The sequence below is a fragment of the Vibrio sp. KUL70 genome, assembly GCF_059725515.1.
This window is the reverse complement of record NZ_AP045834.1, coordinates 2,914,983-2,932,450: the sequence shown is the minus strand read 5'-3', so window position 1 is coordinate 2,932,450 and position 17,468 is coordinate 2,914,983. Positions and strand designations below refer to the sequence as shown.

The window sequence follows — 17,468 nt, the reverse complement described above, 5'->3', positions numbered from 1 at the left end:
CTTAAACTAGACAAATTATCGATAGGGCAATAGTATCCTTTTCCAGCTGGTGTCATTTAGATGTATAGATGGCTGAAAGGGAATCTGGTGTAAATCCAGAACTGACGCGCAGCGGTAAAAGAGAACGAGTATTCACCAAGACACTGCATACAGGATTATGTGGGAAGTCGAATATTAGGTAACCACTAGGTTGAGCTCTTGAGTCCGAATACCTGCCAGCAGCTAAGCCGCAATATTTGGCTTGGTAGGAATTTACGCGATTTAGGATCACAATATGAACAAGTCCCTTTTAGCGATAGCTGTAGCGTCGCTGCTTTCACCTATCTCCAATTTACACGCCCAAGAAGCCTCTGCCGATGAAACCATGGTAGTGACGGCGAACCGTTTTGAGCAGTCTGCAGCTTCAACGCTAGCCGATGTCGAAGTGGTAACTCGTCAAGATTTTCAGAGAACACAAGCTAAAACAATTCCTGACGTACTACGTCGACTGACTGGGATTCAAATAACGCAAAATGGTGGTAGGGGTCAGCTAGCTTCTATATTTGTTCGTGGTACAAGTTCTGATCAGGTACTGGTTTTAGTTGATGGAGTTCGATTTGCTAGAGCGGCAAAAGGTGCGGTTGACTTCAACCAAATTCCTTTAAGTTACGTTCAACGTATCGAGTATGTTCGAGGTGCTCGAGCGTCTTTATATGGCTCGGAAGCAATCGGTGGTGTAATTAATATCATTACTATTGCTCGTGCTACGGAAGAATCAACAACGTTGAGTGCGGGTTTGGGTAGCTTAGATTACGAAGAGCTGAGTTTAGCTTCAGGGATCGCAACATCTGAAAATGGTCAGCTAAATCTGGCTGCTAGCCACGAAAGCGACGAAGGCTATAATGTTAAGCCTGTACCAGGGTTAAATGATGGCGACCGTCATGGTTTCGAAACACTAAATGGTCTGATCGGTTATACCCATAACTTGAATGAACAGTTTAGTGTATTTGGCAATGTTCGTGCTTATGAAAATATTTACCAATATGACAGCACATACAGTACCCGTAGTTACATGGAATCTGAAAAGGACGACTTATCAGTATCTATTGGTGGAGCTTACCAAGGAGCTAAGCTGCGTTCAGAAGTGCAAGCTACTGTTCAAAGCCAAGACTCATGGAACTACGAGTACGGCAAAAGCAAAACGTCAGGTACTCAAGATGAACTTGAACAAACTAATGTTCAATGGATTAACAGTTATCAACTAAACAAAAATGTGGTTCTTGCTGGTGGCGCAGACTGGCGTGATGAATCTTACGTTGATAAAAATGCAAACAAAACTTTCGACCGCTCTAACTTAGCTCTATTTGGCTTGTCTTCAATAACTTTAGAGTCAGCGACTATAGAAGCTAGTGCTAGGGTTGATGATAATGAAGAGTTTGGAACTGAGACTACCTACAACCTAGGTGCTGGCTATCAGTTTATTCCTGAGTTTGGTATTAAAACATCTTATGGCACCGCGTTTAAAGCTCCGAACCTTTACCAACAGTATGATCCTTCATACGGAACTCAAGATCTTAAACCTGAAGAATCTGATGCGATTGAGCTAGGTTTCTATGGGGTAGTGAAGGACGTATATTGGACATTGACGGGATATGATTACAAGATAACGAACTTAATTGACTATCATCCAACAACTTACAAGTATATTAACGTTGATGGCGAGACTCACATTCAAGGTGTCGAACTTACTGCTGAGTTTGACACAGGTATCATTCAACACCAATTGAGTGCGGATTATAAAGATGCCGAGGGTGATGATGGTAAGCAATTACAACGCCGAGCAAAAGAGCTATACAAGTGGAATGCGCTTGTAGCCTTCGATGTTGTTGATTGGTCGATAAGCTATCAATATGTTGGAAAACGACCTGATGTTAATTATGGAACATGGCCTTATAGTGATGTAACCCTACCGTCTTACTCATTGGTTGATACAGCCGTTAGCTATTATGCAAATGAGAATACAACAATCAGTGCTCGTGTAGATAACTTATTCGATGAAGAGTATGAAACTGCTCTAGGTTACCCTGCAGCTGAAAGAGCGTATTACCTTAACTTGGCATACCAATTCTAATTACCTAAACCGCCTTCGGGCGGTTTTTTCTTATCGATAGATATCCAATATGAAAAAGAAAGTCATCATCAGCTGGTCTTCTGGTAAAGACTCTACGTTAACCCTTGAGCGACTAGTAGAAAGTCCTGATTATGAAGTGGTTGGCCTATACACAACTTATGTCGGCGACGAAGTGCCTTTTCAAGCAACCCCGAGAGAAGTGGTTGCGATGCAGGCGGAATTGCTCGGTTTGCCTATCATCATGATCGAGCTGCCGGAAGTGTTCCCATCAAACGAGATTTATCAGAGCACTATTGTAAATGCACTGAAGCAATCGAGTTTAACCATTGATGCGGTCGCATTTGGCGACATGTTTTGTAATGGCATTGCTGACTATCGTCGAAGCTATATTGAACCGGCTGGCTGGGAGTGTGTATTCCCACTGCTTGGAGAAGAGAGCAGTAAACTGGCCGGTGAGATAATAGAAAGAGGTATCGAAACCTTCTTAGTGACTGTCGATACCAATGCTTTGTCCGCAGAGTATTGTGGGCAAGCTTATACAAAGTCATTGTTAGAGAACCTCCCCAACGGAGTCGACCCTTGCGGAGAGGATGGAGAGTTCCACACATTAGTAATTAAAGCACCCTCATTTGATGGGGCAATAAAGGTTTCGTTGCTTGAAGTCGATAGAGGGGAACGTTTCGTACATCAACGTTACTTGGCTAACATAAGCTGTGACTAAGTTGGCGAATAATAAGTGAAGAGGTATGATTGCTGCGAACTTATTTATAGGTAGATGCAGTGTTGGGCGAGCAACAAAAAAACATACTGGTATTTGATTCGGGCGTTGGAGGTTTATCTGTCTATAAAGAGATAAACAAGCTACTGCCGAACCATAACTATATCTATGCTTTCGATAATGAAGCCTATCCCTATGGTGAATTGGAACAACAGGTTCTGATAGATCGAGTTGAGCAAATTGTCGCTAGCTTTATTAAAAGCCACTCTATCGATATCGTTGTGATTGCGTGTAATACCGCAAGTACCATTGTTCTTCCAACCTTGCGTGCCAATAATACGATTCCAATCGTTGGTGTCGTTCCGGCGATCAAGCCTGCATCTCTTATGGCAAACAAAGCGGTTGGTCTGATTGCTACGCCTGCGACGATTACTCGTCAATATACCCATGATCTGATCAAAAGCTTTTCTAGTGATAAGCACGTTGAACTATTGGGTTCGACAAAGCTGGTGGACATGGCAGAAGAGAAATTACGTGGGGAGCGCGTTAACCTCGAGGAGTTGGCTCAAATTCTCAGTCCAATGATGAATCTTGTAGATGTCGCTGTATTAGGGTGTACGCATTTCCCACTAATAAAAGAAGAGATCCAGAGCGTAATGGGAGAGGATGTCATGCTAGTGGACTCGGGCAGTGCGATCGCCAAACGTGTGCAAAGCCTATTAGAAGTCGAAAGTGAAGATAAAGTGGTGGGAATAAGAGAGGTATATTGTAGTGCACCTCTAAGAAAAGAAGGTGCACTCAATAGAACATTAAAAGAAATGGGTTTTATGCCTGTTCAGATCCGTCCGCTTCAGGGTGCTTAGGGTCATTTGCGATACGTACCTTCAATGTACGCTGCATATAGTCTTTATCATTTAAGCTAGCAATGGCGTTATTGACATCGTTGCTAGCCATCACCACGAAACCAAATCCTCTTCTTTTACCAGTGCGCTTATCTTTCATTAGTCTTACGGCAAATACTTCACCGTGTTCAGAGAAAAGTTCGCGAACATGTGATTCGTTGGCTTTATATGGAAGGTTACCCACGTATAGGGTTTGAGTTGAAGCTTTAGGTTCTGAATCTGATTTTGTGTCTGAGCCTGAAAGGTTAAGAATAAAAGCTGAAGCCAAGACACCGAGAACGAAAGTAATTGCAGGCGATATATCAACCTGTGAAAACACAATGCCGCCTAATACAGCCAGTGCGACAATTAACAACATCGATTTTTTTGAATTCATATCGGATTACTACATATTAATAAACGAAATAGACGCATCTACTATTAACAAAATAGACACATGAATCTTACGTTCATGGTTTGTATTTTTCCAATGTATTGCTGTGATGCGTCTCAAATGTTTAGTTTTTATTCAAAATAAGCGCTTTTGATGGCTTTTTAGTCGAACGAAATTTTTATTTAAAAAAGCCCTTGCGCTCCATTCGAATCTCTCTATAATGCCGCCTCACCGACACGGAGTGAGACGAAAGTCACACACTGAAATCGGTAGAGAAAAAAGAGTTTGAAAATAACCCTTGACTCTCAAAACGGTGCGAGTATAGTACGCACCCCTAGCGGTAGAGATGTAAATCACAAAACGCTAGAAGCTCTTTAAAAATTAGAACCTATCAATCTGTGTGGGCACTCGTTGATGAATATCACTAAGTTTGTTTTCGCTTTTAAAAGCAAAGGCAAACACGAAACTTCGGTTTCAACTTGATTTCAATGAACTGAGTGACCAATCGATAATTTATTATCGGCACAGTCAATTCACAGTCACTATTCGTAAGAATAGGGAATGTAATCAGTATTCATTGAGTCACAAAATCTTAAATTGAAGAGTTTGATCATGGCTCAGATTGAACGCTGGCGGCAGGCCTAACACATGCAAGTCGAGCGGAAACGAGTTATCTGAACCTTCGGGGAACGATATCGGCGTCGAGCGGCGGACGGGTGAGTAATGCCTAGGAAATTGCCTTGATGTGGGGGATAACCATTGGAAACGATGGCTAATACCGCATGATGCCTACGGGCCAAAGAGGGGGACCTTCGGGCCTCTCGCGTCAAGATATGCCTAGGTGGGATTAGCTAGTTGGTGAGGTAATGGCTCACCAAGGCGACGATCCCTAGCTGGTCTGAGAGGATGATCAGCCACACTGGAACTGAGACACGGTCCAGACTCCTACGGGAGGCAGCAGTGGGGAATATTGCACAATGGGCGCAAGCCTGATGCAGCCATGCCGCGTGTATGAAGAAGGCCTTCGGGTTGTAAAAGTACTTTCAGCAGTGAGGAAGGGGGTGTCGTTAATAGCGGCATCTCTTGACGTTAGCTGCAGAAGAAGCACCGGCTAACTCCGTGCCAGCAGCCGCGGTAATACGGAGGGTGCGAGCGTTAATCGGAATTACTGGGCGTAAAGCGCATGCAGGTGGTTTGTTAAGTCAGATGTGAAAGCCCGGGGCTCAACCTCGGAACTGCATTTGAAACTGGCAAACTAGAGTACTGTAGAGGGGGGGTAGAATTTCAGGTGTAGCGGTGAAATGCGTAGAGATCTGAAGGAATACCAGTGGCGAAGGCGGCCCCCTGGACAGATACTGACACTCAGATGCGAAAGCGTGGGGAGCAAACAGGATTAGATACCCTGGTAGTCCACGCCGTAAACGATGTCTACTTGGAGGTTGTGGCCTTGAGCCGTGGCTTTCGGAGCTAACGCGTTAAGTAGACCGCCTGGGGAGTACGGTCGCAAGATTAAAACTCAAATGAATTGACGGGGGCCCGCACAAGCGGTGGAGCATGTGGTTTAATTCGATGCAACGCGAAGAACCTTACCTACTCTTGACATCCAGAGAAGCCAGCGGAGACGCAGGTGTGCCTTCGGGAACTCTGAGACAGGTGCTGCATGGCTGTCGTCAGCTCGTGTTGTGAAATGTTGGGTTAAGTCCCGCAACGAGCGCAACCCTTATCCTTGTTTGCCAGCACTTCGGGTGGGAACTCCAGGGAGACTGCCGGTGATAAACCGGAGGAAGGTGGGGACGACGTCAAGTCATCATGGCCCTTACGAGTAGGGCTACACACGTGCTACAATGGCGCATACAGAGGGCGGCCAACTTGCGAGAGTGAGCGAATCCCAAAAAGTGCGTCGTAGTCCGGATTGGAGTCTGCAACTCGACTCCATGAAGTCGGAATCGCTAGTAATCGTAGATCAGAATGCTACGGTGAATACGTTCCCGGGCCTTGTACACACCGCCCGTCACACCATGGGAGTGGGCTGCAAAAGAAGTGGGTAGTTTAACCTTCGGGAGGACGCTCACCACTTTGTGGTTCATGACTGGGGTGAAGTCGTAACAAGGTAGCCCTAGGGGAACCTGGGGCTGGATCACCTCCTTATACGAAGATATTCACGATAAGTGTCCACACAGATTGATGGTTTTGAAGCGAAAGCTTCGAGCTATTATTGCTCTTTAACAATTTGGAAAGCTGACTGATTTAAATAACAAGTTATTTAAATCAAATTAAAAGTTCTCAATGTTTATCTTTTGGATAAACACAACACAAACACATTCAAGTGTCTTGTATTCGAATCAAACTTAGTTTGATTCACCATTGAGTCCGGCAAACACGTAATAAGAATTAACCCTTCTTGTTACAACCAAAAACCTTGGTTGCTATTTTGTCTTCACTTTGAAAAGTGAAAGCAAACAGTCATACATTAAGACCCTTTCGGGTTGTATGGTTAAGTGACTAAGCGTACACGGTGGATGCCTTGGCAGTCAGAGGCGATGAAGGACGTATTAACTTGCGATAAGCCCAGATTAGGTAGTAAAAACCTTTTGAGTCTGGGATTTCCGAATGGGGAAACCCACTTACATAAGTAAGTATCTTGTTGTGAATACATAGCAACAAGAGGCAAACCGGGGGAACTGAAACATCTAAGTACCCCGAGGAAGAGAAATCAACCGAGATTCCGAAAGTAGCGGCGAGCGAAATTGGATTAGCCCTTAAGCTTTTAATGATGCAGGTGAAGGCTCTGGAAAGTGCCGCAATAAAGGGTGATAGCCCCGTAACCGACACATCATAATCAGTGAAATCGAGTAGGGCGGGACACGTGATATCCTGTCTGAATATGGGGGGACCATCCTCCAAGGCTAAATACTACTGACTGACCGATAGTGAACCAGTACCGTGAGGGAAAGGCGAAAAGAACCCCCTGTGAGGGGAGTGAAATAGAACCTGAAACCGTGTACGTACAAGCAGTAGGAGCACCTTCGTGGTGTGACTGCGTACCTTTTGTATAATGGGTCAGCGACTTATATTCAGTGGCAAGGTTAACCGTTTAGGGGAGCCGTAGGGAAACCGAGTCTTAACTGGGCGTTCAGTCTCTGGATATAGACCCGAAACCAGGTGATCTAGCCATGGGCAGGTTGAAGGTTGAGTAACATCAACTGGAGGACCGAACCGACTAATGTTGAAAAATTAGCGGATGACTTGTGGCTAGGGGTGAAAGGCCAATCAAACCTGGAGATAGCTGGTTCTCCCCGAAAGCTATTTAGGTAGCGCCTCGGACGAATACTACTGGGGGTAGAGCACTGTTAAGGCTAGGGGGGTCATCCCGACTTACCAACCCTTTGCAAACTCCGAATACCAGTAAGTACTATCCGGGAGACACACGGCGGGTGCTAACGTCCGTCGTGGAGAGGGAAACAACCCAGACCGCCAGCTAAGGTCCCAAAGTATAGCTAAGTGGGAAACGATGTGGGAAGGCTCAGACAGCCAGGATGTTGGCTTAGAAGCAGCCATCATTTAAAGAAAGCGTAATAGCTCACTGGTCGAGTCGGCCTGCGCGGAAGATGTAACGGGGCTAAGCTATACACCGAAGCTGCGGCTGCATACTTTAGTATGCGGGGTAGGGGAGCGTTCTGTAAGCCGTTGAAGGTGGTCTGTAAGGGCTGCTGGAGGTATCAGAAGTGCGAATGCTGACATGAGTAACGATAAAGGGAGTGAAAAACTCCCTCGCCGGAAGACCAAGGGTTCCTGTCCAACGTTAATCGGGGCAGGGTAAGTCGACCCCTAAGGCGAGGCCGAAAGGCGTAGTCGATGGGAAACGGGTTAATATTCCCGTACTTCTTACAATTGCGATGGGGGGACGGAGAAGGCTAGGTGGGCCTGGCGACGGTTGTCCAGGTTCAAGTACGTAGGCGGAAAGTTTAGGTAAATCCGGACTTTCTTAACGCTGAGATACGATGTCGAGCCACTACGGTGGTGAAGTCATTGATGCCATGCTTCCAGGAAAAGCCTCTAAGCTTCAGATTGTAAGGAATCGTACCCCAAACCGACACAGGTGGTCGGGTAGAGAATACCAAGGCGCTTGAGAGAACTCGGGTGAAGGAACTAGGCAAAATGGTACCGTAACTTCGGGAGAAGGTACGCTCTTATCGGTGAAGTCCCTTGCGGATGGAGCTGACGAGAGTCGCAGATACCAGGTGGCTGCAACTGTTTATTAAAAACACAGCACTGTGCAAAATCGTAAGATGACGTATACGGTGTGACGCCTGCCCGGTGCCGGAAGGTTAATTGATGGGGTTAGACTTCGGTCGAAGCTCTTGATCGAAGCCCCGGTAAACGGCGGCCGTAACTATAACGGTCCTAAGGTAGCGAAATTCCTTGTCGGGTAAGTTCCGACCTGCACGAATGGCGTAATGATGGCCACGCTGTCTCCACCCGAGACTCAGTGAAATTGAAATCGCTGTGAAGATGCAGTGTACCCGCGGCTAGACGGAAAGACCCCGTGAACCTTTACTACAGCTTGGCACTGAACATTGACCCTACATGTGTAGGATAGGTGGGAGACTTTGAAACCGCGTCGCTAGATGTGGTGGAGTCGTCCTTGAAATACCACCCTTGTAGTGTTGATGTTCTAACGTTGGTCCCTGAATCGGGATTACGGACAGTGCCTGGTGGGTAGTTTGACTGGGGCGGTCTCCTCCCAAAGAGTAACGGAGGAGCACGAAGGTGGGCTAATCACGGTTGGACATCGTGAGGTTAGTGCAATGGCATAAGCCCGCTTGACTGCGAGAATGACAATTCGAGCAGGTGCGAAAGCAGGTCATAGTGATCCGGTGGTTCTGAATGGAAGGGCCATCGCTCAACGGATAAAAGGTACTCCGGGGATAACAGGCTGATACCGCCCAAGAGTTCATATCGACGGCGGTGTTTGGCACCTCGATGTCGGCTCATCACATCCTGGGGCTGAAGTCGGTCCCAAGGGTATGGCTGTTCGCCATTTAAAGTGGTACGCGAGCTGGGTTTAGAACGTCGTGAGACAGTTCGGTCCCTATCTGCCGTGGGCGTTGGAAGATTGAAGGGGGCTGCTCCTAGTACGAGAGGACCGGAGTGGACGAACCTCTGGTGTTCGGGTTGTCATGCCAATGGCATTGCCCGGTAGCTAAGTTCGGAATCGATAACCGCTGAAAGCATCTAAGCGGGAAGCGAGCCCTGAGATGAGTCTTCCCTGGCGCTTTAAGCGTCCTAAAGGGTTGTTCAAGACTAGAACGTTGATAGGCAGGGTGTGTAAGCGCTGTGAGGCGTTGAGCTAACCTGTACTAATTGCCCGTGAGGCTTAACCATACAACACCCAAGGGGTTTTGATGGACTCAAGACATACAAACGCTTGAATGAGTTTGAAGAGAACAGAAACAGCTTTCCAGATTACTTTTCTGAAAGAAAATCAGAGAAGAAAGAATTTGCTTGGCGACCATAGCGTTGTGGACCCACCTGATTCCATGCCGAACTCAGAAGTGAAACGCAATAGCGCCGATGGTAGTGTGGGGCTTCCCCATGTGAGAGTAGGACATCGCCAGGCTTTAATTTCGACTTTGTCTACGAAGTAGACAAGTCACCATAGAGTTCTAAGTTTTCTTAGTATTTTATGTTGACTTTCAAAGTAGAAAGCGTATTATACGCGTCCTGCTTAAGTGCTAACGCACTGAAAGCAAAGCTCTTTAACAATTTAAACCTATCAATCTGTGTGGGCACTCGTTGATGAATATCACTAAGTTTGTTTTCGCTTTTAAAAGCAAAGGCAAACAGATTCTTCGGAATCAAAATGATTTCAATGAACTGAGTGACCAATTAAGACTTCGGTCTTAGCACAGTCAATTCACAGTCACTATTCGTAAGCTTTTTGCTAAAACGAATGGGGATGTAATCAGTATTCATTGAGTCACAAAATCTTAAATTGAAGAGTTTGATCATGGCTCAGATTGAACGCTGGCGGCAGGCCTAACACATGCAAGTCGAGCGGAAACGAGTTATCTGAACCTTCGGGGAACGATAACGGCGTCGAGCGGCGGACGGGTGAGTAATGCCTAGGAAATTGCCTTGATGTGGGGGATAACCATTGGAAACGATGGCTAATACCGCATGATGCCTACGGGCCAAAGAGGGGGACCTTCGGGCCTCTCGCGTCAAGATATGCCTAGGTGGGATTAGCTAGTTGGTGAGGTAATGGCTCACCAAGGCGACGATCCCTAGCTGGTCTGAGAGGATGATCAGCCACACTGGAACTGAGACACGGTCCAGACTCCTACGGGAGGCAGCAGTGGGGAATATTGCACAATGGGCGCAAGCCTGATGCAGCCATGCCGCGTGTATGAAGAAGGCCTTCGGGTTGTAAAAGTACTTTCAGCAGTGAGGAAGGGGGTGTCGTTAATAGCGGCATTTCTTGACGTTAGCTGCAGAAGAAGCACCGGCTAACTCCGTGCCAGCAGCCGCGGTAATACGGAGGGTGCGAGCGTTAATCGGAATTACTGGGCGTAAAGCGCATGCAGGTGGTTTGTTAAGTCAGATGTGAAAGCCCGGGGCTCAACCTCGGAACTGCATTTGAAACTGGCAAACTAGAGTACTGTAGAGGGGGGGTAGAATTTCAGGTGTAGCGGTGAAATGCGTAGAGATCTGAAGGAATACCAGTGGCGAAGGCGGCCCCCTGGACAGATACTGACACTCAGATGCGAAAGCGTGGGGAGCAAACAGGATTAGATACCCTGGTAGTCCACGCCGTAAACGATGTCTACTTGGAGGTTGTGGCCTTGAGCCGTGGCTTTCGGAGCTAACGCGTTAAGTAGACCGCCTGGGGAGTACGGTCGCAAGATTAAAACTCAAATGAATTGACGGGGGCCCGCACAAGCGGTGGAGCATGTGGTTTAATTCGATGCAACGCGAAGAACCTTACCTACTCTTGACATCCAGAGAAGCCAGCGGAGACGCAGGTGTGCCTTCGGGAACTCTGAGACAGGTGCTGCATGGCTGTCGTCAGCTCGTGTTGTGAAATGTTGGGTTAAGTCCCGCAACGAGCGCAACCCTTATCCTTGTTTGCCAGCACTTCGGGTGGGAACTCCAGGGAGACTGCCGGTGATAAACCGGAGGAAGGTGGGGACGACGTCAAGTCATCATGGCCCTTACGAGTAGGGCTACACACGTGCTACAATGGCGCATACAGAGGGCAGCCAACTCGCGAGAGTGAGCGAATCCCAAAAAGTGCGTCGTAGTCCGGATTGGAGTCTGCAACTCGACTCCATGAAGTCGGAATCGCTAGTAATCGTAGATCAGAATGCTACGGTGAATACGTTCCCGGGCCTTGTACACACCGCCCGTCACACCATGGGAGTGGGCTGCAAAAGAAGTGGGTAGTTTAACCTTTCGGGGAGGACGCTCACCACTTTGTGGTTCATGACTGGGGTGAAGTCGTAACAAGGTAGCCCTAGGGGAACCTGGGGCTGGATCACCTCCTTATACGAAGATATTCACGATAAGTGTCCACACAGATTGATACGGTTTAGAAAGTTAAGAGACGATATTGGGTCTGTAGCTCAGCTGGTTAGAGCGCTCGCCTGATAAGCGGGAGGTCGGTGGTTCAAGTCCACTCAGACCCACCACTATCTTTTCCCAGAGATAGCGGTCAATATCGATTTCGTTGGGGCTATAGCTCAGCTGGGAGAGCGCCTGCCTTGCACGCAGGAGGTCAGCAGTTCGATCCTGCTTAGCTCCACCATCTTTAAGCGCATTAGCGATAGTGCTTTTAAACATGGTTTCATTAAGAAATCTGCTCTTTAACAATTTGGAAAGCTGACTGATTTAAATAACACAGTTATTTAAATCAAATTAAAAGTTCTCAATGTTTTCTTTTAACTAAGAAAACACAACACAAACACATTCAAGTGTCTTGTATTCGATTCAAATTTAATTTGAATCACCATTGAGTCCGGCAAACACGTAATAAGAATTAACCCTTCTTGTTACAACCAAAAACCTTGGTTGCTCGTTTGTCTTCACTGCCATTTGTCTTCACTTTTTAAAGTGAAATCAAACAAGCAAGTGAAAGCAAACAGTCATACATAAAGACCTCTTCGGGTTGTATGGTTAAGTGACTAAGCGTACACGGTGGATGCCTTGGCAGTCAGAGGCGATGAAGGACGTATTAACTTGCGATAAGCCCAGATTAGGTAGTAAAAACCTTTTGAGTCTGGGATTTCCGAATGGGGAAACCCACTTACATAAGTAAGTATCTTGTTGTGAATACATAGCAGCAAGAGGCAAACCGGGGGAACTGAAACATCTAAGTACCCCGAGGAAGAGAAATCAACCGAGATTCCGAAAGTAGCGGCGAGCGAAATTGGATTAGCCCTTAAGCTTTTAATGATGCAGGTGAAGGCTCTGGAAAGTGCCGCAATAAAGGGTGATAGCCCCGTAACCGACACATCATAATCAGTGAAATCGAGTAGGGCGGGACACGTGATATCCTGTCTGAATATGGGGGGACCATCCTCCAAGGCTAAATACTACTGACTGACCGATAGTGAACCAGTACCGTGAGGGAAAGGCGAAAAGAACCCCTGTGAGGGGAGTGAAATAGAACCTGAAACCGTGTACGTACAAGCAGTAGGAGCACCTTCGTGGTGTGACTGCGTACCTTTTGTATAATGGGTCAGCGACTTATATTCAGTGGCAAGGTTAACCGTTTAGGGGAGCCGTAGGGAAACCGAGTCTTAACTGGGCGTTCAGTCTCTGGATATAGACCCGAAACCAGGTGATCTAGCCATGGGCAGGTTGAAGGTTGAGTAACATCAACTGGAGGACCGAACCGACTAATGTTGAAAAATTAGCGGATGACTTGTGGCTAGGGGTGAAAGGCCAATCAAACCTGGAGATAGCTGGTTCTCCCCGAAAGCTATTTAGGTAGCGCCTCGGACGAATACTACTGGGGGTAGAGCACTGTTAAGGCTAGGGGGTCATCCCGACTTACCAACCCTTTGCAAACTCCGAATACCAGTAAGTACTATCCGGGAGACACACGGCGGGTGCTAACGTCCGTCGTGGAGAGGGAAACAACCCAGACCGCCAGCTAAGGTCCCAAAGTATAGCTAAGTGGGAAACGATGTGGGAAGGCTCAGACAGCCAGGATGTTGGCTTAGAAGCAGCCATCATTTAAAGAAAGCGTAATAGCTCACTGGTCGAGTCGGCCTGCGCGGAAGATGTAACGGGGCTAAGCTATACACCGAAGCTGCGGCTGCATACTTTAGTATGCGGGGTAGGGGAGCGTTCTGTAAGCCGTTGAAGGTGGTCTGTAAGGGCTGCTGGAGGTATCAGAAGTGCGAATGCTGACATGAGTAACGATAAAGGGAGTGAAAAACTCCCTCGCCGGAAGACCAAGGGTTCCTGTCCAACGTTAATCGGGGCAGGGTAAGTCGACCCCTAAGGCGAGGCCGAAAGGCGTAGTCGATGGGAAACGGGTTAATATTCCCGTACTTCTTACAATTGCGATGGGGGGACGGAGAAGGCTAGGTGGGCCTGGCGACGGTTGTCCAGGTTCAAGTACGTAGGCGGAAAGTTTAGGTAAATCCGGACTTTCTTAACGCTGAGATACGATGTCGAGCCACTACGGTGGTGAAGTCATTGATGCCATGCTTCCAGGAAAAGCCTCTAAGCTTCAGATTGTAAGGAATCGTACCCCAAACCGACACAGGTGGTCGGGTAGAGAATACCAAGGCGCTTGAGAGAACTCGGGTGAAGGAACTAGGCAAAATGGTACCGTAACTTCGGGAGAAGGTACGCTCTTATCGGTGAAGTCCCTTGCGGATGGAGCTGACGAGAGTCGCAGATACCAGGTGGCTGCAACTGTTTATTAAAAACACAGCACTGTGCAAAATCGTAAGATGACGTATACGGTGTGACGCCTGCCCGGTGCCGGAAGGTTAATTGATGGGGTTAGACTTCGGTCGAAGCTCTTGATCGAAGCCCCGGTAAACGGCGGCCGTAACTATAACGGTCCTAAGGTAGCGAAATTCCTTGTCGGGTAAGTTCCGACCTGCACGAATGGCGTAATGATGGCCACGCTGTCTCCACCCGAGACTCAGTGAAATTGAAATCGCTGTGAAGATGCAGTGTACCCGCGGCTAGACGGAAAGACCCCGTGAACCTTTACTACAGCTTGGCACTGAACATTGACCCTACATGTGTAGGATAGGTGGGAGACTTTGAAACCGCGTCGCTAGATGTGGTGGAGTCGTCCTTGAAATACCACCCTTGTAGTGTTGATGTTCTAACGTTGGTCCCTGAATCGGGATTACGGACAGTGCCTGGTGGGTAGTTTGACTGGGGCGGTCTCCTCCCAAAGAGTAACGGAGGAGCACGAAGGTGGGCTAATCACGGTTGGACATCGTGAGGTTAGTGCAATGGCATAAGCCCGCTTGACTGCGAGAATGACAATTCGAGCAGGTGCGAAAGCAGGTCATAGTGATCCGGTGGTTCTGAATGGAAGGGCCATCGCTCAACGGATAAAAGGTACTCCGGGGATAACAGGCTGATACCGCCCAAGAGTTCATATCGACGGCGGTGTTTGGCACCTCGATGTCGGCTCATCACATCCTGGGGCTGAAGTCGGTCCCAAGGGTATGGCTGTTCGCCATTTAAAGTGGTACGCGAGCTGGGTTTAGAACGTCGTGAGACAGTTCGGTCCCTATCTGCCGTGGGCGTTGGAAGATTGAAGGGGGCTGCTCCTAGTACGAGAGGACCGGAGTGGACGAACCTCTGGTGTTCGGGTTGTCATGCCAATGGCATTGCCCGGTAGCTAAGTTCGGAATCGATAACCGCTGAAAGCATCTAAGCGGGAAGCGAGCCCTGAGATGAGTCTTCCCTGGCGCTTTAAGCGTCCTAAAGGGTTGTTCAAGACTAGAACGTTGATAGGCAGGGTGTGTAAGCGCTGTGAGGCGTTGAGCTAACCTGTACTAATTGCCCGTGAGGCTTAACCATACAACACCCAAGGGGTTTTGATGGACTCAAAGATACAAACGCTTGAATGAGTTTGAAGAGAACAAGAAACAGCTTTCCAGATTACTTTTCTGAAAGAAAATCAGAGAAGAAAGAATTTGCTTGGCGACCTTAGCGTTGTGGACCCACCTGATTCCATGCCGAACTCAGAAGTGAAACGCAATAGCGCCGATGGTAGTGTGGGGCTTCCCCATGTGAGAGTAGGACATCGCCAAGCTCCTATTTATTTTCACTTTTTTAAAAAGTGAAGACAAAAGGTTCGACTTTGTCTACGAAGTAGACAAGTCACCATAGAGTTCTAAGTTTTCTTAGTATTTTATGTTGACTTTCAAAGTAGAAAGCGTATTATACGCGTCCTGCCTAAGTGCTAACGCACTGAAAGCAAAGCTCTTTAACAATTTAAACCTATCAATCTGTGTGGGCACTCGTTGATGAATATCACTAAGTTTGTTTTCGCTTTTTAAAAGCAAAGGCAAACATGAAACTTCGGTTTCAACTTGATTTCAATGAACTGAGTGACCAATTCAGAATGTAAGTTCGGCACAGTCAATTCACAGTCACTATTCGTAAGAATAGGGAATGTAATCAGTATTCATTGAGTCACAAAATCTTAAATTGAAGAGTTTGATCATGGCTCAGATTGAACGCTGGCGGCAGGCCTAACACATGCAAGTCGAGCGGAAACGAGTTATCTGAACCTTCGGGGAACGATATCGGCGTCGAGCGGCGGACGGGTGAGTAATGCCTAGGAAATTGCCTTGATGTGGGGGATAACCATTGGAAACGATGGCTAATACCGCATGATGCCTACGGGCCAAAGAGGGGGACCTTCGGGCCTCTCGCGTCAAGATATGCCTAGGTGGGATTAGCTAGTTGGTGAGGTAATGGCTCACCAAGGCGACGATCCCTAGCTGGTCTGAGAGGATGATCAGCCACACTGGAACTGAGACACGGTCCAGACTCCTACGGGAGGCAGCAGTGGGGAATATTGCACAATGGGCGCAAGCCTGATGCAGCCATGCCGCGTGTATGAAGAAGGCCTTCGGGTTGTAAAAGTACTTTCAGCAGTGAGGAAGGGGGTGTCGTTAATAGCGGCATTTCTTGACGTTAGCTGCAGAAGAAGCACCGGCTAACTCCGTGCCAGCAGCCGCGGTAATACGGAGGGTGCGAGCGTTAATCGGAATTACTGGGCGTAAAGCGCATGCAGGTGGTTTGTTAAGTCAGATGTGAAAGCCCGGGGCTCAACCTCGGAACTGCATTTGAAACTGGCAAACTAGAGTACTGTAGAGGGGGGGTAGAATTTCAGGTGTAGCGGTGAAATGCGTAGAGATCTGAAGGAATACCAGTGGCGAAGGCGGCCCCCTGGACAGATACTGACACTCAGATGCGAAAGCGTGGGGAGCAAACAGGATTAGATACCCTGGTAGTCCACGCCGTAAACGATGTCTACTTGGAGGTTGTGGCCTTGAGCCGTGGCTTTCGGAGCTAACGCGTTAAGTAGACCGCCTGGGGAGTACGGTCGCAAGATTAAAACTCAAATGAATTGACGGGGCCCGCACAAGCGGTGGAGCATGTGGTTTAATTCGATGCAACGCGAAGAACCTTACCTACTCTTGACATCCAGAGAAGCCAGCGGAGACGCAGGTGTGCCTTCGGGAACTCTGAGACAGGTGCTGCATGGCTGTCGTCAGCTCGTGTTGTGAAATGTTGGGTTAAGTCCCGCAACGAGCGCAACCCTTATCCTTGTTTGCCAGCCTTGGTGGGGAACTCCAGGGGAGACTGCCGGTGATAAACCGGAGGAAGGTGGGGACGACGTCAAGTCATCATGGCCCTTACGAGTAGGGCTACACACGTGCTACAATGGCGCATACAGAGGGCAGCCAACTCGCGAGAGTGAGCGAATCCCAAAAAGTGCGTCGTAGTCCGGATTGGAGTCTGCAACTCGACTCCATGAAGTCGGAATCGCTAGTAATCGTAGATCAGAATGCTACGGTGAATACGTTCCCGGGCCTTGTACACACCGCCCGTCACACCATGGGAGTGGGCTGCAAAAGAAGTGGGTAGTTTAACCTTCGGGAGGACGCTCACCACTTTGTGGTTCATGACTGGGGTGAAGTCGTAACAAGGTAGCCCTAGGGGAACCTGGGGGCTGGATCACCTCCTTATACGAAGATGTTCACGATAAGTGTCCACACAGATTGATACGGTTTAGAAAGTAAAAGAGACGAAGATATCCCAATATCTTCAAGCAATTTTTTTTTTTTTTTTTTTTTTGGGTGAACA

At 47.8% G+C, this 17,468-nt stretch carries 4 protein-coding genes, 2 tRNA genes, 7 rRNA genes and 1 riboswitch; of the genes, 12 read left to right on the top strand and 1 reads right to left on the bottom strand.

Going from position 1 to position 17,468, the window contains the following annotated elements; all coding sequences use genetic code 11:
- The first annotated feature begins 30 nt into the window (after positions 1-30).
- A riboswitch (cobalamin riboswitch) is annotated at positions 31-234 on the top strand.
- A 40-nt stretch (positions 235-274) separates the two neighbouring features.
- Genes btuB through murI form a run of 3 tightly spaced genes read left to right on the top strand, consistent with a single transcriptional unit; the run spans position 275 to position 3,691 of the window.
- The gene (gene btuB / locus AC6I7V_RS13195; protein WP_498011008.1) at positions 275-2,110 is read left to right on the top strand and encodes a TonB-dependent vitamin B12 receptor; all 1,836 of its coding nucleotides are present in this window, start codon (positions 275-277) and stop codon (positions 2,108-2,110) included.
- Between the two features lie 49 nt (positions 2,111-2,159).
- Positions 2,160-2,831 (top strand): Dph6-related ATP pyrophosphatase, encoded by a 672-nt coding sequence (locus AC6I7V_RS13190; protein WP_498011007.1) that lies wholly within the window; start codon positions 2,160-2,162, stop codon positions 2,829-2,831.
- Between the two features lie 59 nt (positions 2,832-2,890).
- The gene (murI, locus tag AC6I7V_RS13185; protein ID WP_498011006.1) at positions 2,891-3,691 is read left to right on the top strand and encodes a glutamate racemase; all 801 of its coding nucleotides are present in this window, start codon (positions 2,891-2,893) and stop codon (positions 3,689-3,691) included.
- Here the strand turns inward: murI and AC6I7V_RS13180 are convergent.
- Complete coding sequence (locus AC6I7V_RS13180) at positions 3,654-4,106, bottom strand: RNA recognition motif domain-containing protein (protein ID WP_032553404.1); 453 nt, start codon at positions 4,104-4,106, stop codon at positions 3,654-3,656. The two genes, murI and AC6I7V_RS13180, sit on opposite strands and share 38 nt — an antisense overlap.
- 591 nt (positions 4,107-4,697) lie before the next feature.
- Between AC6I7V_RS13180 and AC6I7V_RS13175 the strand changes: the two genes are divergently transcribed.
- From AC6I7V_RS13175 to AC6I7V_RS13135, 9 genes are all read left to right on the top strand, one after another.
- A 16S ribosomal RNA gene (locus AC6I7V_RS13175) occupies positions 4,698-6,251 on the top strand.
- 344 nt (positions 6,252-6,595) lie between these two features.
- Positions 6,596-9,488, top strand: a 23S ribosomal RNA gene (locus tag AC6I7V_RS13170).
- A gap of 119 nt (positions 9,489-9,607) precedes the next feature.
- Positions 9,608-9,723: ribosomal RNA gene (rrf, locus tag AC6I7V_RS13165) — 5S ribosomal RNA — on the top strand.
- 372 nt (positions 9,724-10,095) lie between these two features.
- Positions 10,096-11,651 (top strand): 16S ribosomal RNA (locus tag AC6I7V_RS13160).
- Positions 11,652-11,717: 66 nt separating this feature from the next.
- Positions 11,718-11,794: transfer RNA gene (locus tag AC6I7V_RS13155), tRNA-Ile, on the top strand.
- Between the two features lie 40 nt (positions 11,795-11,834).
- A tRNA-Ala gene (locus AC6I7V_RS13150) sits at positions 11,835-11,910 on the top strand.
- 366 nt (positions 11,911-12,276) lie between these two features.
- Positions 12,277-15,167, top strand: a 23S ribosomal RNA gene (locus AC6I7V_RS13145).
- 119 nt (positions 15,168-15,286) lie between these two features.
- A 5S ribosomal RNA gene (gene rrf, locus AC6I7V_RS13140) occupies positions 15,287-15,402 on the top strand.
- A 395-nt stretch (positions 15,403-15,797) separates the two neighbouring features.
- Positions 15,798-17,350 (top strand): 16S ribosomal RNA (locus tag AC6I7V_RS13135).
- The 16S, 23S and 5S rRNA genes sit together here with 2 tRNA genes alongside, the layout of an rRNA operon.
- Positions 17,351-17,468: the final 118 nt, after the last annotated feature.